General features: G+C 57.7%; 19 protein-coding genes and 1 other annotated feature. Of the genes, 10 read left to right on the plus strand and 9 right to left on the minus strand.

The window, feature by feature from the left end; translation table 11 throughout:
• Positions 1 to 7 precede the first annotated feature (7 nt).
• From carA to pyrE, 4 genes are all read left to right on the plus strand, one after another.
• On the plus strand, positions 8 to 1,189 hold the full coding sequence (gene carA, locus PVA01S_RS09935; protein WP_127607256.1) for a glutamine-hydrolyzing carbamoyl-phosphate synthase small subunit: 1,182 nt from the start codon (positions 8 to 10) through the stop codon (positions 1,187 to 1,189).
• Positions 1,176 to 4,391, plus strand: coding sequence for a carbamoyl-phosphate synthase large subunit (gene carB, locus PVA01S_RS09940; RefSeq protein ID WP_127607258.1), 3,216 nt, complete (start codon positions 1,176 to 1,178; stop codon positions 4,389 to 4,391). Before carA ends, carB begins: the two co-directional genes overlap by 14 nt.
• Positions 4,392 to 4,501: 110 nt before the next feature.
• The gene (pyrF, locus tag PVA01S_RS09945; protein ID WP_127607260.1) at positions 4,502 to 5,242 is read left to right on the plus strand and encodes an orotidine-5'-phosphate decarboxylase; all 741 of its coding nucleotides are present in this window, start codon (positions 4,502 to 4,504) and stop codon (positions 5,240 to 5,242) included.
• A gap of 85 nt (positions 5,243 to 5,327) precedes the next feature.
• A complete protein-coding gene (pyrE, locus tag PVA01S_RS09950) occupies positions 5,328 to 5,984 on the plus strand; it encodes an orotate phosphoribosyltransferase (protein ID WP_054795543.1) in 657 nt (218 codons plus the stop codon).
• 160 nt (positions 5,985 to 6,144) lie between these two features.
• On the opposite strand, the gene PVA01S_RS09955 is transcribed toward pyrE, so the two are convergent.
• The 8 genes from PVA01S_RS09955 to PVA01S_RS09990 all read right to left on the minus strand — a co-directional run bounded on the left by PVA01S_RS09955 (position 6,145) and on the right by PVA01S_RS09990 (position 14,824).
• Positions 6,145 to 6,789: a methylthioribulose 1-phosphate dehydratase gene (locus tag PVA01S_RS09955; RefSeq protein WP_127607262.1), complete on the minus strand. Its 645-nt coding sequence runs from the start codon at positions 6,787 to 6,789 to the stop codon at positions 6,145 to 6,147.
• A complete protein-coding gene (locus PVA01S_RS09960; RefSeq protein WP_127607264.1) occupies positions 6,786 to 7,448 on the minus strand; it encodes a 2-hydroxy-3-keto-5-methylthiopentenyl-1-phosphate phosphatase in 663 nt (220 codons plus the stop codon). Before PVA01S_RS09960 ends, PVA01S_RS09955 begins: the two co-directional genes overlap by 4 nt.
• The gene (locus tag PVA01S_RS09965) at positions 7,445 to 8,725 is read right to left on the minus strand and encodes a 2,3-diketo-5-methylthiopentyl-1-phosphate enolase (protein ID WP_127607266.1); all 1,281 of its coding nucleotides are present in this window, start codon (positions 8,723 to 8,725) and stop codon (positions 7,445 to 7,447) included. Before PVA01S_RS09965 ends, PVA01S_RS09960 begins: the two co-directional genes overlap by 4 nt.
• 15 nt (positions 8,726 to 8,740) lie before the next feature.
• Positions 8,741 to 9,610: a pyrroline-5-carboxylate reductase gene (gene proC / locus PVA01S_RS09970; RefSeq protein WP_054798760.1), complete on the minus strand. Its 870-nt coding sequence runs from the start codon at positions 9,608 to 9,610 to the stop codon at positions 8,741 to 8,743.
• A gap of 25 nt (positions 9,611 to 9,635) precedes the next feature.
• Positions 9,636 to 10,907, minus strand: a complete 1,272-nt coding sequence (locus tag PVA01S_RS09975; protein WP_127607268.1) for a glutamate-5-semialdehyde dehydrogenase — start codon at positions 10,905 to 10,907, stop codon at positions 9,636 to 9,638.
• Positions 10,908 to 10,941: 34 nt separating this feature from the next.
• A complete protein-coding gene (gene proB, locus PVA01S_RS09980; RefSeq protein WP_127607270.1) occupies positions 10,942 to 12,075 on the minus strand; it encodes a glutamate 5-kinase in 1,134 nt (377 codons plus the stop codon).
• 63 nt (positions 12,076 to 12,138) lie between these two features.
• Positions 12,139 to 12,352 (minus strand) — a binding site (T-box leader).
• 76 nt (positions 12,353 to 12,428) lie between these two features.
• Entirely contained in the window at positions 12,429 to 13,514 is a 1,086-nt protein-coding gene (locus tag PVA01S_RS09985; RefSeq protein ID WP_164751787.1) for a GGDEF domain-containing protein, read from the minus strand.
• A 107-nt stretch (positions 13,515 to 13,621) separates the two neighbouring features.
• Complete coding sequence (locus PVA01S_RS09990; RefSeq protein ID WP_054795547.1) at positions 13,622 to 14,824, minus strand: pyridoxal phosphate-dependent aminotransferase; 1,203 nt, start codon at positions 14,822 to 14,824, stop codon at positions 13,622 to 13,624.
• Between the two features lie 189 nt (positions 14,825 to 15,013).
• Between PVA01S_RS09990 and PVA01S_RS09995 the strand changes: the two genes are divergently transcribed.
• Complete coding sequence (locus PVA01S_RS09995) at positions 15,014 to 15,817, plus strand: carbon-nitrogen family hydrolase (protein WP_127607274.1); 804 nt, start codon at positions 15,014 to 15,016, stop codon at positions 15,815 to 15,817.
• Between the two features lie 66 nt (positions 15,818 to 15,883).
• Here PVA01S_RS09995 and PVA01S_RS10000 read toward each other — a convergent pair whose 3' ends face one another.
• Positions 15,884 to 16,855, minus strand: coding sequence for a LysR family transcriptional regulator (locus PVA01S_RS10000; protein WP_127607276.1), 972 nt, complete (start codon positions 16,853 to 16,855; stop codon positions 15,884 to 15,886).
• Between the two features lie 172 nt (positions 16,856 to 17,027).
• On the opposite strand from PVA01S_RS10000, the gene leuC reads away from it, so the two are divergent.
• The 5 genes from leuC to asnS all read left to right on the plus strand — a co-directional run bounded on the left by leuC (position 17,028) and on the right by asnS (position 22,674).
• Positions 17,028 to 18,446, plus strand: a complete 1,419-nt coding sequence (gene leuC / locus PVA01S_RS10005) for a 3-isopropylmalate dehydratase large subunit (RefSeq protein WP_054795548.1) — start codon at positions 17,028 to 17,030, stop codon at positions 18,444 to 18,446.
• Between the two features lie 35 nt (positions 18,447 to 18,481).
• Entirely contained in the window at positions 18,482 to 19,087 is a 606-nt protein-coding gene (gene leuD / locus PVA01S_RS10010; protein ID WP_127607278.1) for a 3-isopropylmalate dehydratase small subunit, read from the plus strand.
• 135 nt (positions 19,088 to 19,222) lie between these two features.
• A complete protein-coding gene (locus PVA01S_RS10015; RefSeq protein ID WP_127607280.1) occupies positions 19,223 to 20,095 on the plus strand; it encodes a 3-hydroxyacyl-CoA dehydrogenase family protein in 873 nt (290 codons plus the stop codon).
• A complete protein-coding gene (locus PVA01S_RS10020; RefSeq protein WP_127607282.1) occupies positions 20,092 to 21,306 on the plus strand; it encodes an acetate kinase in 1,215 nt (404 codons plus the stop codon). The genes PVA01S_RS10015 and PVA01S_RS10020 overlap by 4 nt, the downstream gene beginning before the upstream one ends.
• A gap of 69 nt (positions 21,307 to 21,375) precedes the next feature.
• Positions 21,376 to 22,674: an asparagine--tRNA ligase gene (gene asnS, locus PVA01S_RS10025; protein ID WP_127607284.1), complete on the plus strand. Its 1,299-nt coding sequence runs from the start codon at positions 21,376 to 21,378 to the stop codon at positions 22,672 to 22,674.
• Positions 22,675 to 22,678: the final 4 nt, after the last annotated feature.

A 22,678-nucleotide genomic window follows, 5' to 3' on the forward strand; every position in this document is an offset into this window, starting at 1 on the left:
AGCATCGATGCAGGCAAGATTGTTGTTGGAAGACGGTACGTTGTTTACCGGCAAGGCGTTCGGAAGCACCGGCGACTCGGTGGGCGAGGTCGTTTTTAATACAGGTATCACAGGTTATCAGGAGGTTCTCTCGGACCCGTCTTACTGCGGGCAAATCGTCACGATGACGTATCCGCTGATCGGCAACTACGGCATTGCGCGCGACGATTTCGAATCGATCCGTCCGTTCATTCACGGCTTTGTCGTGCGCGAGCACGAGATCGTGCCGAGCAACTGGAGAGCCGAGTATTCGCTGGACAACCTGTTGAAAGAATACGGCATTATCGGGATCAGCGGCATCGATACGCGGATGTTGACCCGCCGCATCCGCCATCTTGGCGTCATGAAAGGCATCTTGACCACATCGGATAAGCGCGTCGAAGAGCTGCTCGAGCAGTTGAACGGGACGCCGCTCATGACGGACCAAGTGTCCCGCGTCTCGACGAAAAGCGTGTTTAGCGCGCCGGGGACGAAAGAGCGCGTCGTGCTTGTCGATTACGGTTCCAAAAGCGGCATTCTGCGCGACCTGACGAAGCGCGGTTGTGATGTGGTCGTCGTTCCGCAGGATGCGACGGCCGAGCAAATCCGCCGCCTCTCGCCGGACGGCATTCTGCTGTCCAACGGCCCCGGGGATCCGAAAGACGTGCCGCATGCGGCGAAGATGATCGCCGAGCTGCTCGGCGAATTCCCGATCTTCGGCATCTGCCTCGGCCATCAATTGTTCGCCTTGGCGAGCGGAGCCGACACCGAGAAGCTGAAATTCGGTCATCGCGGAGGCAATCATCCGGTGAAAGAACTGAAATCCGGCCGCTGCTACATCACGTCCCAGAACCATGGGTACACCGTTAAGGAAGAATCGATCGCCGGCACGGAGCTGGAAGTGACGCACATCAACAACAACGACCGTACGATCGAAGGCTTGCGCCATAAGAAATACCCGGCTTTCTCCGTACAATATCATCCGGAGGCCGCACCGGGACCGTTCGATTCGAGCTATTTGTTCGACGAATTTCTGACCATGATCCGCGACCATCAAAAAAATACGCCGAAGATTTCGCGCCAAGCGCAACTCGCAGCGGCTTACGAACAGCAGGCGAACGGCGCCGCAGGATCCGTTTCGAAAGGGGAATTGACCTATGCCAAAAAATAATACACTTAAAAAGATTCTCGTTATCGGTTCGGGTCCGATCGTCATCGGCCAAGCGGCGGAATTTGACTACGCCGGGACGCAAGCTTGCCAAGCTTTGAAAGAAGAAGGCTACGAGGTCGTTCTGATCAACAGCAACCCGGCTACGATCATGACCGACACGAACATGGCTGATAAAGTATATATCGAGCCGATCACCCTGGATTTCGTCACGCAAATTATTCGTCAAGAACGTCCGGACGGCTTGCTGCCGACGCTCGGCGGTCAAACTGGCCTGAATATGGCCGTGGAGCTCGCTCGCGCGGGTGTGCTCGAACGCGAGAACGTGAAGCTGCTCGGTACGCAGCTGACCGCGATCGAGAAGGCGGAAGACCGCGACTTGTTCCGCGATCTGATGCGCGAATTGGAGCAGCCGGTGCCGGACAGCACGATCGTGACGACGGTGCAGGAAGCGGTTGATTTTGCGAATGAGATCGGTTATCCGATCATCGTGCGTCCGGCCTATACGCTGGGCGGAACGGGCGGCGGGATTTGCGCGAACGAAGAAGAGCTGCTCGAAACGGTCGCATCCGGGATTCGTTACAGCCCGATTAACCAATGCTTGATCGAGAAAAGCATTGCCGGCATGAAGGAAGTTGAGTACGAGGTCATGCGCGATGCGAACGATAACTGTATCGTCGTCTGCAACATGGAGAACTTCGATCCTGTAGGCGTCCACACGGGCGATTCGATCGTCGTCGCTCCGAGCCAGACGCTGTCCGACCGCGAGTACCAAATGTTGCGTTCGGCCTCCTTAAAAATTATTCGCGCGTTGAATATCGAGGGCGGCTGCAACGTTCAGTTCGCGCTTGATCCGCACAGCTTCCAATACTACGTGATCGAGGTTAACCCTCGGGTGAGCCGTTCTTCCGCGCTGGCGTCCAAGGCTACAGGGTACCCGATCGCCAAAATGGCTGCAAAAATCGCGATCGGCTACACGCTTGACGAAATCGTCAACCCGGTCACGGGTCAAACATACGCCTGCTTCGAGCCGACGCTCGACTACATCGTGTCGAAAATTCCGCGCTGGCCGTTCGATAAATTCACCTCGGCCAACCGGAAGCTCGGGACACAAATGAAGGCGACCGGCGAAGTCATGGCGATCGGCCGTACGTTCGAGGAATCGATCCATAAAGCGATCCGTTCGCTTGAAATCGGCGTCCACCGTCTGTTCTTGAAAGAAACCGATTTGCTGGACCAAGCGACGCTGGAGCAGCGTCTGGTGAAGCCGGACGACGAGCGGATGTTCCTGATCGCCGAAGCTTTGCGCCGCGGCTACACGGTGCAGCAGCTGCAGGACTTGACGAAGGTGGACTGGTGGTTCCTGCACAAGCTCGAGGGCATGATTAAATTCGAAGCCGAGCTCCAGCAGCCGGAACTGACGCCGGAATTGTTATATGAAGCGAAGCGCAAAGGGTTTACGGACCGCGCTATCGCCGAAATTCGCCAGTCGGCCGACAAAGGGCTGAACATGACGAAAGAAGCGGACGTTCGCGCTTACCGCCTCGGCCTGAACCTGAAGCCGGTGTACAAAATGGTCGACACGTGCGCAGCCGAATTCGAAGCTTCGACGCCTTACTATTACTCGACCTACGAAACCGAAGATGAAGTGAAGGAGACGACGAAACAGAAGGTCGTCGTGCTCGGCTCCGGTCCGATCCGGATCGGACAAGGCATCGAGTTCGATTACTCGACCGTTCATGCGGTGTGGGCGATTCAGGCCGCCGGTTACGAAGCGGTCATCATCAACAACAACCCGGAAACCGTGTCGACGGACTTCAATACGTCCGACCGTCTGTACTTCGAGCCGTTGTTCTTCGAGGACGTCATGAACGTCATCGAGCGTGAGCAGCCGATCGGCGTCATCGTGCAGTTCGGCGGCCAAACGGCGATCAACCTGGCGGCACCGCTGTCCCAAGCCGGCGTACGCATTCTCGGTACGGATCTGGAGAACATCGATGCGGCCGAAGACCGCAAGAAGTTCGAAGCGCTGCTGCGCTCGCTCGATATCGCTCAGCCGCCGGGCGGCACCGTCACTTCGGTCGACCAAGCCGTTGGCATGGCTTCGAAGTTCGGTTATCCGGTGCTCGTGCGCCCGTCCTACGTATTGGGCGGCCGGGCGATGGAAATCGTCTACTCCGACGAAGAGCTGCTCAGCTACATGGAATACGCAGTGAAAATCAATCCGGAGCATCCGGTCCTGATCGACCGTTACATGCTCGGCAAAGAAGTTGAAGTCGACGCCATTTGCGACAAAGAAACCGTATTGATTCCGGGCATTATGGAACATATCGAGCGGGCGGGCGTTCACTCCGGCGACTCGATCGCGGTGTATCCGACGCAAACCGTATCGGAAGAGCTGAAGCAAAAAATTATCGACATCACGACGAAAATCGCCCGCGGCTTGCAAGTGGTCGGCCTCGTCAACATCCAGTTCGTCATTTATCAAGACGAAGTGTACGTGATCGAAGTCAATCCGCGTTCTTCCCGGACGGTTCCGTTCTTGAGCAAAGTCACGAAAATCCCGATGGCTAACGTGGCGACACGCGTCATCATGGGTGAGACGCTTGCGGATATGGGTTATGAGAACGGCTTGTGGCCGGAAGACAACTACGTTTCCGTTAAAGTGCCGGTGTTCTCCTTCGCCAAGCTGCGCCGCGTCGACACGACGCTCGGACCGGAGATGAAATCGACGGGCGAAGTCATGGGCCGCGATAAAACGTTCGCGAAGGCGCTCTACAAAGGCTTGATCGGCTCCGGCATGAAAGTGCCGCCGACCGGCGCCATCATCGCGACGATTGCGGACAAAGACAAGGCGGAAGCGACGGAAATTTTCCGCGGCTTCGACCGGTTGGGCTACCGCATCGTAGCGACAGGCGGTACGGCGGCGGCGCTTGAAAAAGCCGGGCTGAACGTAACCCGCGTCAACAAGCTGAGCGAAGGCTCGCCGAACATTCTGGATCTGATTCGCAACGGCGAAGCGCATTTCGTCGTCAACACGCTCACTAAAGGCAAAATGCCGGAGCGCGACGGCTTCCGGATTCGCCGCGAAGCGGTCGAGAACGGCGTCGTGTGCATGACCTCGCTCGATACCGTCAGCGCGCTGCTGCACGTGCTGGAATCGATTTACTTCCAATCGACGCCGATGCCTGCGCATCAAGCGTAACTATAAGCAGCAAACCCGAATTAGCACAGTGTCTCCGGCTTGACTGCGGAGCGCTGTGCTAATCCCTTGATGGGGCCCGAATGAGAAGGAAACGAGAAGGAGACGGACGAATGACAAAGAACGGCAGGTTGGCGGCGGAACGCATCATGGTAGCCTTGGACTACGCTTGCGAGGAGCAGGCGGAGACGCTTGTGAAGTCGCTCGAAGGCATTCCTTGTTACATGAAGGTGGGAATGCAGCTTTTCTACAGCGCAGGTTCCGCGTTCGTAGCGAGGCTGAAGGACAAGGGCTACAACGTTTTCCTGGATTTGAAGATGCACGATATCCCGAATACGGTTAAGGGCGGGGCCGAGAGCATCACGCGGCTCGGCGTGGACATGTTCAACGTGCATGCCGCGGGCGGAGTCCGGATGATGGAAGCGGCTCGGGAAGGCGTCGATAAAGCTGTGACCGGAGCGGGACAAGGCAGCAAGCCGCTGCTTATCGCCGTGACCCAATTGACAAGCACGAACCAGGCGACGCTGAACGACGAGATCGGTATTGCCGGCAGCGTGGAGGATGCGGTCATCCGGTATGCGAAGCTGGCGCGGCTTGCGGGCATGGCCGGCGTCGTCGCTTCGCCGCATGAAGTCGCGGGCATCAAAGAGGCATGCGGCACCGGCTTTGTCACCGTGACGCCGGGCATTCGTCCGGCGGGGGCCGACATCGGCGATCAATCGCGCGTCATGACGCCGCCTGAGGCGTTTGCGCAAGGCACCGATTATGTCGTCATCGGGCGTCCCATCACGACTGCGCCGGACCCGAGAGCGGCGCTGGAAGCGATTATCGCTTCCGTCGAAACGGGCAGCTAAGCTGGAGCTGGCATGTAACCAGCCTGTAACTGGAATGGAGCACGAGCTTTTCAACCGATAATCCCCATAAAAGGAGCATACCCTAATGAGCGCCACAACGATTCGTACCAACCCGCAGCTTGCGGAACAAATCGCAGCCGATTTGCTGTCCATCGGCGCGGTCGCCCTGCGGCCGCAGCAGCCTTTTACCTGGACGTCGGGCTTGAAATCACCGATTTATTGCGACAACCGGCTGACCATCTCGTACCCGGAAGTCCGCGAACGGATCGCGGAAGGGTTCGTTTCGATCATCCGCGAATATTTTCCGGATGCCGAAGTGATTGCCGGAGCGGCGACGGGCGGTATTCCGCACGCGGCTTGGGTCGCGCAGAAACTTGGCCTGCCTATGGTATACGTACGCGATAAAGCGAAAGGCCACGGCAAAGAAAACCTGATCGAAGGCACGATCCGCCCGGGGCAGAAGACCGTCGTCATCGAGGATCTGATTTCCACCGGAGGCAGCTCGCTGAAGGTTGCGCTTGCCGTGAACGAAGCGGGTGCCGCTGCGCTTGGCGTACTGGGCATCTTCTCGTACCAGTTCGATAAGGCGAAAGAAGCGTTCGACGGCGCAGGCGTCCCGTTCGAGACGTTGACCAACTACACCACGCTGCTGCAGGTTGCCCTTGCGAAGGGCAGCATCCAGGAGCAGGATTTGGCTGCGCTGCAGGCATGGCGTGCGAACCCGAGCGAATACGGGAAATAAGTCGAGCAAGGCTTTTAGTTCCGATCGATTTGGAAGGTCAATATATGGAGAAAGCCCTCCGTCACCTTGTGACAGAGGGCTTTCTAATGTTACGGCCCAGCATGGGCGTCGTCTCTACGATGTAAGGTAAGTCCGCAACACGGGCCGGCAAGCGCCCTGCTTATTTCTTCAATACAGCAAGCCTATAGGCGTATTCGAACAAAAACTCGAATGCCTCCAGATGGCGCTTCGCCTCGAATGCATTGGCGCCCCAGGCGCAAATGCCGTGTTTGCGAATGAGGATGCCGGGAATGCGCGGGAGAATCGATCGTTCCACGAGCTCGGCGATACGCGGAATGTCCGCATAGTTGGGCACAATCGGAATCTCAATCTGCGCTTCCTCGTCCCAGATGTTGAACGCCTTGATGAGCTCGACGCCGTCGATCGGCACGCTGCCGCGTTCGGCGTACCACTCCGAGATCACATTGTTGAATACCGTATGCACATGGAAAATGGCGCCTGCTCCGGTTGCCCGATAAATCTCGCAGTGGATCAGCGTTTCCGCCGACGGCTTCAAGCTCGTCGCTTCGATCGCTTTCCCGTTCTGGTCGACGAGCAGGAAGTCGGACGGGGTATTGACCGATTTGTCCTTGCCGCTCGCCGTCACGGCGAAAGCGAACTGCTCGGGGGCGAACCCGCCCACGCGGATCGACAGGTTGCCGCTTGTCCCCGGGAACCATCCCCGTGAGGACAGCAAGGTTTTGATTTCCCGCAGCTCGGCGAACGCCTGCTGTTTCTCTTCTAGCGTAATGGTGCTGAAGCTCACCTTACGTTCAACTCCTCTATATGCTGGATCACATCATAAAAGTTTTCGAACGGCTTATAATTCAAGCCGAGTTCCTTGCACAAATCGATGAGGTGCGCGCGCGCATAAACCGTATCCACAAGCTTGGCCCCCTCGAAGTCGGTCACGCTGTCGCCGATCAGGATACGTTCGTATTCATCTGCGGGATAGGCGCGAATGATCGTCGTTTTGCACATCCCGCAATCGTTATGACAATGCTCGTCGCACGCGTGCGGCCACAAGATACGGAAATGCGAGCCGCTGAAATCGCTGGCGTTGCAGTATATATTGTCGCTCGGAATCGGGAACGCCGACAGTACGGGATACACGAAGAAGTCGATTCCCCCGCTGGTGACGAGAAACGTAATGCCTTCACGCTTGCAATAGTCGAGCAGCTCGGCGAACCCCGCACGAATCGTCACATTGCGGATCGCAAAGTCGATCACTTCCTCCTTGCGGGAGGTGGGAAGGAGGGCGAACATGCGTCCGACCCCTTCGCGAATCGTGATTTCTTTGTTAATCACCTGATCCACAAGCTTATCCCAGCCTTCCGGCTGAAAATGCTTCATAATGGCAACGATGTTGTCGTTGACGGTAATCGTGCCGTCGAAATCGCAAAAAATAACGCGCCGCTTGCTCATTCTTTAATCCCCCAAGCTTGAATTGCCGCCTGCAGTTCCGGGTGGGTTTCCGCATACGTTCTTAGCGGAATGCCGCTCAAGCAGCCGTCGATCGCTTGACGGAACGCGCGTCCTCCGGCCGCTGCGCCCATCGGGTGACCATGGACGCCGCCGCCGGCGTTCACCACGACGTCGTGTCCGAAGTCGCGCAAGATCCACGGCACAAGTCCCGGATGAATGCCGGCGGACGGCACCGGGAAGCTGGTCCGCAGCGACAGCTGGTCCGCAGCGCCGCCGCCCGTCACATAGCCGGACGCTTCGGTTGTTAGGAGAGCATCCTTGATGGCCATGTTTTCCTCCAGCGGCATGACGACCGATCCGTACGGGGAAGGGAACAGAACAAGATCCGCGCCGGCCAGGCGCATCAGCTTGCCGAGCAGGACGTTAGCCGAAATGCCGTGGTACGCCGAGGGGTAGAAGGCGCCGGCGAGCGCCGGGTGCGCCATAATCGGCACGTTCACGTCGGGATGACGGCTCAGCTCGGCAAGCGCGTCGAATCCGTAGGCCAGCACGTTAAACAGCAGCGCATTGGCGCCGGCTCCGATGGCGCGCCTGGCTTGCTCAACCAAACCGAACGTCGGACCTGTCAGGTTAGCGGCATACAGCAGCTTTTGACCCGTTTCGCGTCCGGCCTGCTCCGCTGCCTCCATGCACGCCTCAACGCGTCGTTCGATCGGCGTCAGCGGGTTCTCGAACAAGATCTCATCGTCCTTGATCAAATCGACGCCGCCAAGAGCCTGTTGGTAGAACTGCTCGCGCAGCGCCGGCAAATCGTGGCCGATTACCGATTTGAAGATGCTCATCAGCAGCGGTCTGTCTTGCACGCCGAGCAGGTCGCGTACGCCCTGCAGACCGAAACGAGGACCCGGGAAGGCGTCCAGGAACGAAGGCGAGAAGGTGAGATCGGTCAATTTAATACGGCCGTCCATCGACAGCTTGCCGAATACGGTGACCAGCAGCGCCGGAATGTCGCGGCTGAAGTTGACGTCCGGATAGGCGATCCGAATGTCGGCGTACCGTTCGCCGAGCGATTCGCCGGCAGCGGGTTCATGGACGTCGACGGAGACGACCCGGCCGAGGTGTTTCTCCATCTCGGCCTTCCGCGCTTCGGGCAAATCCGTCCAGCTGCCGACGGTCAGACCGACGGCGATACCGGTTGCTTTCTTATGAAAATCCGCTTTCTCGTCATAACAGCGGTATGTCGCTATGCAATAAGAAGCTGGCAAGGGCAAACTCACGATAATCCACCTCCTTTATTTGTTTTGGGACGTAACGGAATCGCTGATGGCGGCTCCGATTTCGGAAGCGCGCTCAGCCGAGCGAAGCACGGCTTGCGTGACCGTCTCGCTGAAGCCGCGACCGGCCATCAGCTCGAGCGCGGCTTGTGTCGTGCCGTTCGGCGACGTTACTTTGCGGCGCAGCTCGGCCGGCTCCTCGCCGGTCGTCTCAACCATGCGGGCGGCGCCAAGTACGGTTTGCACGGTCAGCCGCCGCGCTTCCTCGCGGTTGAGGCCGCCTTGGACGCCCCCCTCAATCATCGCTTCCATCATGAAATAGATGTAAGCGGGGCCGCTTCCCGACAGGCCTGTGACCGTATCGAGCAGCGGCTCGTCGACGATGCTGACGATGCCGGTCGACCGAAACATGTCGGTCGCGATTTGCCGCTGTTCGGCGTTGACGGCTGCGGAGAAGCTGATACCGGTTGCGCCGAGACCGATCGTGCTGGACGTGTTGGGCATCGTGCGCACAACCGGCATGCGCGGGTTCTCCAGCAGCCCGGATATCGTTTCAATGGATAGCCCGGCAATGACGGAGACGAGCAGCTGGCGCTCGTTCAACAGCCCGCGGAGAAGCCGCACGCCCTCTGCGGCATCCTTCGGCTTAAAGGCGATGACGACGACGTCCGCTTGGCGGATCGCCTGTTCTTTGGCGGCTTCGTCTTGCGTGTAACGAATGCCGTATGTCTGCTGAAGCTCCTGCAATCGAGCCGCATTCGAGCGGTTCGCGACGAAGATGCGCTCGCCTTGGACGCCCCCCTTGTCGATCAGGCCGCGAATGACGGCTTCGGCCATCGAGCCTGCGCCGATAAAGGCGATATTTATTGAAGCTAAAGTGTTGGACACGTTGAAGGACTCCTTTATATGTTCGTTATCCCCGGATTTGGCCGTTGCCGACGACACGGTATTTGCTCGATGTCAAGGCAGGCAGGCCCATCGGTCCGCGGACGTGAAGCTTTTGCGTGCTGATGCCGATTTCCGCACCGAAGCCGAATTCGAACCCGTCGGTAAAACGGGTGGAGGCGTTGTGGTAAACGGCGGCGGCGTCGACTTCATTCAAGAAACGGGCGGCATGGTCGGCATTTTCGGTTACGATGCATTCGGAATGCATCGTCCCGTGAGCGGCGATATGCGCCAGCGCTTCGTCCAACCCATCCACGATACGTACGTTGAGAATGTAATCGTTATACTCGGTATCCCAATCCTGATCGGTGGCTTCATTCATGCCGGGGAAGATGCGGCGGGCCTGTTCGTCGCCGCGCAGTTCAACGTTCTGCTGTGCGAACTGGTGCAGGATCATCTCGAGATGCCGTTCGGCAAACGACTTGTGCACGAGCAGCGTTTCCATCGAGTTGCAGACGGAGGGGCGCTGCACTTTGGCGTTGATGGCGATTTGCAGCGCCATCTCCGGCTTCGCCGAATCATCGATGAACGTATGGCAAATGCCGGAGCCGGTTTCGATGACCGGTACGGAAGCGTTCTTCACGACATTCTGGATGAGCGAAGCGCCGCCGCGCGGAATGAGCACGTCAAGCAGGCCGTTCAGCTTGAGCATTTCTTGGGCCGAGGCGCGGCTCGGATCCAGCACGAGCTGCAGCGCATCGACGGGAACGTCGGTTTCGCGAAGCGCTTCGTGCAGTACCTCTACGATGCGTTTGTTCGATTCAAGAGCGGACGATCCGCCGCGCAGGACGACGGCGTTGCCGGTTTTCAAACACAGTCCGGCCGCATCGACCGTAACGTTCGGGCGGGCTTCGTAGATCATGCCGATCACGCCGAGCGGGACGCGCACCTTGCGGATCGACAGCCCGTTAGGCCGGTCGAACGCTTCGAGCACATCGCCGATCGGATCTGGCAGCTCCACGACTTGGCGCAAGCCTTCGGCCATCGCCGCGATGCGGGACTCGTTTAACGCGAGCCGGTCGAGCAGCGAGACCGAGATGCCGTTCTCGCGGCCGCGCTGCAGGTCGAGCGCGTTAGCGGCGATAATCGAAGAGGCTTCCTGAACCAGCGCTTCAGCCATGCGGAGCAGGGCGGCGTTCTTCTGCCCGGTGGAGAGCAAGCTAAGCTTCGGCGAGGCCGCTTTAGCCAGCTTCGCCTTTATCGTCACTTCAGAAGTATGGGTATCGTAAACAGTCGTCATTCGCCTGTTCCTCCTTTAAGTAAGTAAGCTGATCTTACGAATTTGCGCTATCTCTTGCTTTCGCCGTCGCGGCGAGGGTAATCCATTCGTCGCGGTGTATGACTTCGAGCCGCGGCACCTCGATGCGCTTCAGCACTTCGTCGGTGCTTAACCCGGCAACGGCTTGAAGCTGCCACGCCGCATAATTGACGACGCCCCGGCCGACCGTCTGCCCGCTCGCGTTCACAACCTCGATGACGTCGCCCGGGTGAAAGTCGCCGGAAACTTCCTTCACGCCGGCCGGCAGCAGACTTTTGCCGCCCTCGATGAGCGCCCGTTCCGCGCCGTCGTCGACGACGGCGCGGCCTTGCGGCTGTGAGTGGAAGCCGAGCCACTGCTTCTTCATCGGCAAATTGTGTTCGCTCGTATCGAAATACGTGCCTTTGCCGGAGCCGTCCACCGCAAGCGTCAAGTCGCCGGGTTCCATAACCCGGCCGACGAAGACGGGAATGCCGCCGCGCATCGCGATGCGGGCCGCTTCAACCTTGGAGCGCATGCCGCCGGTGCCGACGGAAGAGCCCGAGCCTCCGGCGATCCGGTAGAGCTCTTCGTCGATTTCGTTCACGCGGTCGATCCGTTTCGCTTCGGCGTTTTTCCGCGGATCTTCCGTGTAGAGCCCGTCGGTATCGGTCAGGATGACCAGCTTGCGCGCCCGTACCAGATTAGCGACCAGGGCGGATAACGTATCGTTGTCGCCGAATTTCAGCTCGTCGACCGAGACGGTGTCGTTCTCGTTAATGATCGGCACCATGCGCCTTCGAAGCAGCTCCTCCAGCGTCATCTGCGCGTTATGGATGCGTTTGCGGTTGGAAAAGTCGGAGCGGGTAAGCAAAATTTGACCGACGCCGACACCGTGGCGTCCGAATGCATCATGGTACGCCTGCATCAGCAGCGCTTGCCCGACGGACGCCGAAGCTTGCTTCTCATGCAGCGCTTTGGGACGGGATGCATAGCCGAGCTCGCGAAACCCGGCCGCGACCGCGCCGGAGGTGACGAGCAGCACCGGATAACCGGCGCGGTGCAGAGAAGCCAGTTCCGAGGCGAAGAACACGATTTTATCGCGGTTCAGCCCCCCTTCATCCGACGTGAGCGAGCTGCTTCCGATTTTGACGACAATGGCTTGCGACATATACTTCACTCTTTTCCGTTACGATTGGAGGAGGGTCCCGGTAAATGCAAAAAGGCCCCGTCCTCTAAGGACGAAAGCCATAACTTCCGCGGTACCACCTTACTTGATGAGCGTGCTCATCCGTCTTGATCCCTCATAACGGCGGGGAACGCCGTCCAACTCGTCGTTGGCCGTTCAGGGGCGGGTTCGGTAAGTCTTCACGGTAAATTCTCTCAGCCGTCGGAATTTACTCTCTGAGCGTGCAGGGGCTTCCTACTATTCCCATCATTACGTTTGGTTTCTTGTTTAGCATAGCACGCCCGGACGCGGTTTGTAAAGGAGAGGGCGCCGTCCGATACGGGTTGGATTTGGAGCTAGCCTGCGCAGGCGGTTCGGTTTTTGCCGGAATGTTTGGCCTCGTACAGCAGCATATCCGCTTTCTCGAACAATCGCTCTTTGTCTTCGTTGGCGCGATGCGCATACAGGCCGATACTGACTGTCACCGAGCTGCCGTCCAACTCAGGGTGCCGCATATTCGCAATGACGGTGCGAATGTCCTCAAGCATCGCATACGCTTCCTTGAACGACTTCTCGGTCATAATGACGGCGAATTCCTCACCGCCGTAACGGGCGGCGAAATCGTTAGGGGTAAGGGCTTCCTGGATGGCGGTTGCGACCGCCCGCAGCACGATGTCGCCGGCGCGGTGTCCGTACGTGTCGTTCACGGTCTTAAAATTATCAATGTCGAGAACGGCGAGGCAAAGCGGGAACGGCTGATGATTCCACAGCTCGAGCAATTTGTCCAAGTATTCGTGAAACGTCCGGTGATTGTAAAGTCCGGTAAGCGCGTCGGTTTTGATCAGCTTGTCCAACACGACATTCTGCACCAGAAGCTCCTGTTTGGCGTCGATGACCGATTGCAAATAGCGGGCCAATTGCCGTCCGCGGGCCACGATCGTTAAGGCGATCAGGAGCACGGCGACTAGCAACAGATGTATCAGGATGATTTGATCCCGGGTTGTCTGTACGCGAATCGCTTCGTTGGCGAACGTCGTGACGTAAAAGCAGGATAAGTTCAGGCCGAAGGCATAGAACGCGATTTGGCGCCGCATGTAGATAACCGAAATCAGCAACGGCAGCACAAACAGCGATTGGATAAACGTGATCATCGAGATCGAGGAGACGAGCACGGCACACATGGCGGTCGCGGTCGTGATCATGAAGAAATCTTGATAAGCCTTCATTCTCGGCAGCGTCAACTCAGCGACGATGGCGACTGCAGACAAGCCCGCCGTCGGAAACAGGATACATGGGTACAAGGCGCTCTCTTCGCTTACGGAGCGAAACGGGTACCCGACGCATGCCACCGCTAACGACAGAACGATCATGCACCAATACGCATTTAAATAGATACGATGCCAACGATTCATTTGCAGGCTGGAGATCGTGTCGTAGTCCATAGGCATCACCTTAAACGGTAGAATAAGACTTCGGAATGATGGATGCAATGAGCTTATTCTACCATAGTCCTAAGGTTTGGTATATATGAATGATCCCCTTGGCGGTCTTAAAATAAACCGAGCGCTTCAACCCGGCGCACCGCTTCCTGCAGTCTCGATTCCGGACTTAGCAAGCCGAGCCGTACGTAACCTTCGCCGTGCTCCCCGAAGCCGATACCGGGCGCAACGACGATTTTGGCTTCGTTCAGCAGCCGATCGGCCAGCGTTTCGGAGGTGTATCCCTTCGGAACCGGCAGCCATGTAAAGAAAGAGCCTTGCGACCGTTTCGCTTGCCAGCCGATCCGGTCCAGCTCGGTAAACAGCGCATGACGGCGGGATTGATAAACCGCGACAAGCTCGTCCACGCACGATTGCGGTCCGGTGAGCGCTACCGCCGCCGCCGCTTGAATGCCCCCGAACAGGCTGCAGTAATAATGATCCTGTATCAGGTTGATCATGCGCACAACTTCTTTATTTCCGAGGCAAAAGCCGACCCGCCATCCGGCCATATTGTACGTTTTGGACAGCGTGTAAAATTCGACGCCGACTTCCTTGGCGCCCGGCACCTGCAAGAAGCTGACGGGCTTCGTCTCTTCGAACCCGATTGCGCCGTAAGCGAAATCGCTGGCGACGACGATGCCGTGCTTGGCGGCGAACCGCACGGTTTCCTCGTAGAAGGAGTAAGGAGCCGAGACAGCGGTCGGGTTGTTCGGGTAGTTCATGAACATCAGCTTCGCTTTGTTGAGATCGTCGGCCGCCAGTGAGTCGTAATCCGGCAGGAACGCATTCGACTCCCGCAGCGGCATGAACGCCATGCGGGCTCCGGACAATGCGACGCCGGACCAATAATCCGGATAGCCCGGATCCGGGACGAGGCACACGTCGCCCGGATTGAGCAGACATTGGGCGATTTCGACGAGCCCGGTTTTGCCGCCGAACAAGATGGCGACCTCCGTTTCGGGATCGAGCTCGACGCCGTAATCTTCACGATACCGCTGGGCGACCGCTTCCTTCAGGAACATATAGCCGTTGAACGGCGGATATCTGTGGTATTGGGGGTTCTCCGCCGCTTCCTGCAGCGCCTGTACGATATGCGGCGGCGTCGGACGGTCCGGGTTGCCTTGGCCGAGATTGATGACATCGTGTCCGGCAGCGATTTGCTCGTTCGCTTTGCGCACGAGTTTGGCGAAAAATTGGGTAGGCAGCTCCTGCAGGCGCTGCGCGGGCTGAATGGGAAAAGCGCTGACGGCGCTGGGCGAAGTTGGGTTCATGTTCGTCTCACTCCATTGCTTAGTATCGGTATGCGGGCTGATGCCGCTTTAGTTGAATACGATTAATGTAACATGAATTCCGACCTGTGTACATGGGAATGGCTTTCGCATGGAGGATCCGTTGAAGTTGTCGGCCTCATGCTCTATAGTTAAGGAAATGTCGATTTTACGAAGTAAAGGATGGGGAACATGACACAAGGCACCTGGAACGTCGCGCTGCTGCAGATGGACATAGCCATCGGCGAGCCGGAGCGCAATTACGCCAAGTTGGAAGAAATGCTGAATGAAGCGGTCACGAATGAAGTGAAGCCGGATGTGATCGTCATTCCGGAGATGTGGAACACCGGGTATGCGCTGGACCGCATTCAGGAATTGGCCGACCCGGCCGGAGAACGGACGCGGGCGCTGCTGTCCGGGTTTAGCCGGGAACACGGGGTGAACGTCGTGGGCGGATCGATCGCGGAGAAGCGGGAAGGCGGGGTTTTCAATACGATCTATGCGTTCGATCGTGAAGGGAACGAAGCCGGCGACTATTCGAAAATTCATCTGTTCCGGTTGATGGACGAGGAGAAGTTTTTGCAAAGCGGAGACAAGCTGGGAAGGCTTGAGCTCGACGGCGTTCCGGCGGGGATGATGATTTGTTACGACATCCGCTTCCCGGAATTGTCGCGCAAGCTGGCGCTCGGCGGCGCCCAGGTGCTGTTCGTGCCGGCGGAATGGCCGAATCCGCGCCTGCACCATTGGCGAACGCTGCTGATGGCGCGCGCGATTGAGAATCAGATGTTCGTCATTTCGTGCAACCGTGTCGGCATAAGCGGAACGACGGAATTTTTCGGTCATTCCATGGTCATCGACCCGTGGGGCGAGGTGCTCGCGGAAGGGGACGAAAGCGAGCGCATCGTGCGGGCCACGATCGATCTCGGGCTTGTGAAGGACGTTCGCCGGCGCATTCCGATCTTCGAGGATCGACGTCCGTCGTTGTACGCGGAATAAGCGGGGCTATCCCCGCGCCATGCCGTCATCGCATGGCGAAGGGACACCATTAATGGCAGGCTGGAGTCAGGTCGGCGTGCGCATGACGTCGCGGAACGTCTCCATGAACGCTTCGACCGCCTTGGACAAGTAGCGTCCTTTGCGGTAAGCGACTACGAGCGTTCGCGTCGGACGGCTTTGCAGCGGCAGGTAGGCAGGCGCCAGCTTGCTCCAGCGGCCGCGGGATACCATGTGCGGCACGAAGGCGATGCCCATGCCGGCGGCGACGAGCGACTGCACCGTCTCGATGTTGCTGCTTTCGAACACAATGTTCGGCGAGAAGCCTGCGCTGCCGCACAGCTCGATGGCGATTTGCCGGAAGCCCTGGCCCTTCTTCAGCGCGATGAACGGCTCGTTCCGCAGCAGCCCGATGTCGACCGGCTGCACCGAGCGGTCTGCGCCTGATAGCGGACGGAGCGGATCCGTCCACGCATCGCCTCCTTCACCGGGGGCCGCTTCTGCGGCCTTGGCGGCGAGCGGATGCTGCGGCGGCACCGCCAGCACGATTTCTTCCTCGATCACCGGCTCGTAAGCGAGCGCGTCGTCAAACAGCGGCAGCGACAGCAGCGATATGTCCGCCTGGCCGCTGGCGGTCAAATGCTCGAGGTTCCTCGTCGTCTCCTCGACAAGCACGACGTCGATCTCGGGGTAGCGCTCCTGAAAAACGGGAAGCACGAGCGGCAGGACGTGCGCGCCGGTGATCGGCAGGCTGCCGACGACAAGCCGGCCCTTGCGCATCTGTGAAATATCTTCCATTTCCTTCTTCAGCTGCTCGACGGTGTCGAGTATTTTTTGTGCCTTCTCCACGAAGAGCGACCCGGCATACGTGACCTCCACCGAGTTTGTCGTGCGTTGAAACAAGAGTACGCCGATTTCTTTCTCCAGCTTGGACAGCTGCTGGCTGAGGGAGGGCTGGGCGATGTGCAGCTTTTCTGCGGCGCGGGAAAAGTTTTTGTCGATAGCGATTTGCAAAGCGTATTGCAGCTGACGCAGTTCCATGATCGTTCAAACGGCTCCTTTGGTTCATAATTGATTTATGATGCATTATTATCGAAACCTATCAATGTTATAGCTATTATATCTTGGAACAATGAAGTTGAACATGGTACGATGTAACACATAGAGCAGTACATTCCAAGGATTCATTCATACACAACCCGAGGTGGAACCGATGGCAAAAACAATGTTTGAGAAAATTTGGGATAACCATGTCATTCAATCCGAAGCAGGCAAACCGAGCATCATCTATATCGACCTGCATTTGGTGCATGAAGTGACAAGCCCGCAAGCTTTCGAAGGACTTCGCTTGAGCGGCCGCAAAGTGCGCCGTCCGGACCTGACGTTCGCGACGATGGATCACAACGTGCCGACGAAAGACCGTTTCAACATCACCGATCCGATTTCGAAGCAGCAGATCGATACGCTTTCGAAAAACTGCGCTGACTTCGGGATCAAGCTGTTTGACCTGGACAGCATCGACCAAGGTGTCGTGCACGTTATGGGACCGGAAGTCGGCTTGACGCATCCGGGCAAAACGATCGTCTGCGGCGACAGCCACACGTCGACTCACGGCGCTTTCGGCGCATTGGCGTTCGGCATCGGGACGAGCGAAGTCGAGCACGTGCTCGCGACGCAATGCTTGCAGCAATCCAAAGCCAAAACGCTTGAAGTGCGCATCAACGGCCGCTTGCAGCCGGGCGTCACGGCGAAAGACTTGATCCTCGGCGTGATCGCGAAATACGGTACGGATTTCGCCACCGGTTACGTCATCGAGTATACGGGCGAAGCGATCCGCAACTTGTCGATGGAAGAGCGCATGACCGTATGTAACATGTCGATCGAAGCGGGCGCAAGAGCCGGTTTGATCGCGCCTGACCAAACGACATTCGATTACTTGCGCGGACGCGAGTATGTGCCGCAAGGCGAAGCGTTCGACAGAGCGGTAGCCGAATGGAGCAAGCTGACGACAGACGAAGGCGCTGTATACGACCGTGTGGTTGAATTCGACGCCGAGAGCCTGATCCCGCAAGTGACCTGGGGCACGAGCCCGGGCATGGGTACCGACATTACCGGCGTTGTGCCGAATCCGGCGGACTTCACGACCGAGAACGAGCGCAAAGCTGCTGAGAAAGCCCTGGAGTACATGGGCTTGACGCCGGGAACGCCGATGTCCGAAATCGCGATCGATTATGTGTTTATCGGTTCCTGTACGAACGGCCGGATCGAAGACCTGCGCGCCGCCGCAGCTGTCGCTCAAGGTCATAAAGTGGCTCCGAACGTCACGGCGATTGTCGTACCGGGATCGGGCCGCGTGAAGATCCAGGCCGAGAAGGAAGGTCTGGACAAAATCTTCACCGAAGCCGGATTCGAATGGCGCGACGCGGGCTGCTCGATGTGTCTGGCAATGAACCCGGACGTGCTCCAACCGGGACAACGCTGTGCGTCGACGTCCAACCGGAACTTCGAAGGCCGTCAAGGCCGCGACGGACGCACGCATCTCGTATCGCCGGCGATGGCTGCCGCTGCAGCGGTCAAAGGGCGTTTTACAGATGTGCGCGATTGGGAATTTAAAGTGAAGCAGGAAGCTTAAGCATACACCACATGAGAAATAAGGAGTAGAACGACATGGAAGCCTTTAAAAAGCATACCGGCATCGTCGGCCCGGTCGACCGCGTGAACGTCGATACGGACGCCATCATCCCTAAACAATTCCTGAAACGCATCGAGCGTTCCGGCTTCGGCCAGTTCCTCTTCTTCGAATGGCGATTTGACCCGAAAGGGAACGTCATTCCCGAGTTCAGCTTGAACCAGCCGCGTTACCAAGGCGCTTCGGTGCTGATCTCCCGCGCCAACTTCGGCTGCGGTTCATCCCGCGAGCACGCGCCATGGGCGATTCAAGACTACGGCTTCCGCGTCGTCATTGCGCCGTCGTTCGCCGACATTTTCTACAATAACTGCTTCAAGAACGGCATCCTGCCGATCACGCTCAGCGAAGAGCAAGTGGAAGAACTGTTCCAGCGCACAGCCGCTCAAGAAGGCTATAAGCTGACCGTCGATCTCGAGAACAATACGATCACCGACGACCAAGGGCTGAACATCGTGTTTAACCTCGACGAGCATCGCCGTCAATTTCTGCTGCTCGGTCTTGACGATATCGGCTTAACGCTGCAGCATGAAGACAAAATTGCCGCGTACGAAGCGGCTCATGAAGCCCGCCTTGCCAACAAATAAGCTTGTGTCAAAGTCCGCCGCCCGATAAACCGGGTTTGGCGGACTTTTTTTGCGAAAAGTGTGACAAATGATTTATGAAAATTTCTTCCGCTTGTGTATAATATCACTGGATCGATATGGAGGGGGGACGCCATCATGGTATTTAACAAAATAGGAGTCGTCGGAGCGGGCACAATGGGCCAAGGCATCGCGGAAATGTTAGCCTCCCGCGGGCTTGAGGTGCTGCTGATCGAACGAACGCCGGAGCGTCTGGACCAGGCTTGGGAACAAATGGAGATTAGCCTAGACAAGCAGATCGAGAAATGGGCGATTACGATCCCGGAGAAAAAATTGATTTTATCGCGTATTCATAAGATGACGGACTGGAGCCGGTTGTCCGAGTGCGACATGGTGATCGAATCGATCAGCGAAGATCTGGATTTGAAAAAACAAGTGTTCGCGCGGCTTGACGACCTGTGCCCGCCCCCGATCATTCTCGCAAGCAATACGTCGACGCTCAGCTTAACCGAGATAGCGGCCGCAACGAAGGTGCCGGAGCGGGTGATCGGGCTGCATTTTTTGTACCCGGTATCGAAAATTCATCTCGTGGAAATTATTCGGGCGGTTAAAACGAGCGAGGATACGTTCGAACAAACGCGCCGTTTCGTGGAACAAACGATTCAAAAACGCGGCATTCAAGTGTACGAATCACCGGGCTTCGTGACGACGCGGTTGATCTGCATCCTGATTAACGAAGCGATGCATGCGCTTTCCGAACGGGTGGCGACGGCCGACGATATCGATAGCGCGATGCGGATCGGGTACGATTTTCGTTACGGACCGCTGGAGATGGCTGACCGGTTCGGACTCGATTCGGTGCTGGCGGCGATGGAGCGAATGTTCCGCGAGTTCGGCGAGCTGAAGTACCGGCCTTCGTTCCTGCTCAAACAAATGGTTCGGGCGGGGCATCTCGGGACGAAAACGGGACAAGGCTTTTTTACCTACGATAAGGACGGTGACCGACTATGATTATTCTCGTCATCAACGCCGGGAGCTCGTCATTGAAATTTCAACTGTATCAAATGACGGATGAATCGGTGCTGGCCAAAGGCAAGGTGGAGCGGATCGGCATGGAATCGGCGATTCTCACTTACGAACCGGAAGGGAAGCAGGACATTCGCGAAGTGCGGGAAATTTTGGAGCATACGACGGCGATTCGCCGGGTGCTCGATATGCTGGTCCATCCGGAATTCGGCGTGCTGCAATCCGCAGCGCAAATCGAAGCCGTCGGGCACCGGGTCGTGCATGGCGGCGAGTCGTTCTCCAGCTCGGTGAGGGTGAACGAAGAGGTGAAGCGCGAGATCAAGCGGCTGTTCGACCTTGCGCCGCTGCACAACCCGGCACATATGCTGGGCATTCAAGCGGTCGAGGCGAACATGCCGAATACGCCGCAGGCGGTCGTATTTGATACGGCGTTCCACCAGACGATGCCCGAGACGTCCTATTTATACCCCATTCCGATGGTGCTCTACAAAAAGCACAAAATTCGCCGTTACGGGTTTCACGGCATGTCGCACGCTTATGTCAGCGAGCGGGCGGCTTCGTTTCTCGGCAGGCCGCTTTCGGAGCTGAAGCTGGTGACGTGCCATATCGGCAACGGCGCCAGCTGCGCAGCGGTGCTGCACGGCCAGTCGCTCGACACGAGCATGGGCTTAACGCCGCTGGAAGGGCTGATGATGGGGACGCGCAGCGGGGACATCGATCCGGCGATCGTTCCGTTCACGATGGGCAAGGAAGACCTGACACTGTCGGAGGTCAACTCCATGCTGAACAAGCACAGCGGGCTGATGGCGATCTCCGGCATCAGCAGCGACATGCGGGAGATTACGCAGGCGATGGAGGCGGGCGACCGGAACGCGACGCTCGCGTTCAAGATGTATGAATACCGGCTGCGCAAATACATCGGCGCTTACGCCGCCGCCATGAACGGCATCGATGCTATCGTGTTTACCGCCGGCGTAGGGGAAAACTCGGCCGTGCTGCGCGACGCCGTCTGCCGTAACCTGACGTTCCTCGGCCTAGAGCTCGACGAAGCGGCCAATATGCGCCGCGACGGCGGGGAACGGGTCATCACCAAGCCCGGTTCGCGCGTTCAGGCGCTCGTCATTCCGACGAATGAGGAGCTGGTCATCGCGCGGGATACGCACCGTTTGATTTTCAAATCCAATCATGTAGAATAAGGATAAAGAGCGCCGGTCGAACATCTGTTCACCGGCGTCCCGGATTCGATCAAGCAAGGAGGATGGCTGATGAATCGCAATTTGGTTACGATTCGCCAAGCGGGCGGGCACGTGGAACAAACGGTTACCATCGGTTGTTGGTTACATAATATCCGCTCGAGCGGAAAAATAAGGTTTTTGCAGCTGCGGGACGGTTCCGGATTTATGCAGGGCGTCGTTGTGAAAAGCGAAGTTTCCGAGCAAGTGTGGGAGGACGCAGGCAAGCTGACGCAGGAAAGCTCCTTATACGTTACGGGCGTCGTACGTGAGGATTCGCGAAGCAAGGGCGGCTTCGAGCTCACGGTCACAGGCATCGAGATCATTCAGCTCGCGACCGATTATCCGATTACACCGAAGGAGCACGGCGTCGATTATTTGATGGATCACCGTCACTTGTGGATTCGTACGCCGCGGCAGCGGGCAATTTTGGTCATTCGTTCGCAAATCATCCGGGCGATTCAGCAGTTTTTTGACGAACGCGGATTTCATTTGGTAGATCCGCCAATCTTGACGCCTTCTTCCTGCGAAGGGACGACCAATCTGTTCCATACGAAATATTTTGACGAGGACGCTTACTTGACGCAAAGCGGACAGCTTTACATGGAAGCGGCGGCGATGGCGCTCGGCCGGGTGTATTCGTTCGGGCCGACGTTCCGCGCCGAGAAGTCGAAGACGCGCCGTCACTTGATCGAGTTTTGGATGATTGAGCCGGAGATGGCTTTCGTCACGCATGAAGAGAATCTGGAAGTACAGGAGCAGTTCGTTTCGTATGTCGTGCAGTCGGTGCTGGCGAACTGCCGCAAGGAGCTTGAGGTGCTGGAACGGGATGTGACGAAGCTGGAGCGCATTCAAGCCCCGTTTCCGCGCATTACGTACGACGAAGCGGTCAAGTTTCTGCAGGACAACGGGCACGAGTTTGAGTGGGGCGAAGATTTCGGCGCTCCTCACGAGACGGCGATCGCGGAAAGCTATGACAAGCCGGTGTTCATCACGCATTACCCGACGGAAATCAAAGCGTTCTATATGAAGCCGGATCCGTCTCGTCCGGAAGTCGTGCTGTGTGCGGATATGATTGCGCCCGAAGGGTACGGCGAAATTATCGGGGGCAGCCAGCGCATCGACGATCCGGAGCTGATGGAGGAACGCTTCAAGGAGCACGAGCTATCGAAGGAAGCGTACCAGTGGTATCTGGATCTGCGCAAATACGGCTCCGTGCCGCATTCGGGCTTCGGTCTGGGGCTGGAGCGGACGGTCGCCTGGATTTGCGGCCTTGACCACGTCCGGGAGACGATTCCGTTCCCGCGTTTGCTCTATCGTTTGTATCCGTAAGGCC

This window comes from Paenibacillus validus NBRC 15382 (assembly GCF_004000985.1).
In the GTDB taxonomy this organism is placed as follows: Bacteria; Bacillota; Bacilli; order Paenibacillales; family NBRC-103111; genus Paenibacillus_G; species Paenibacillus_G validus.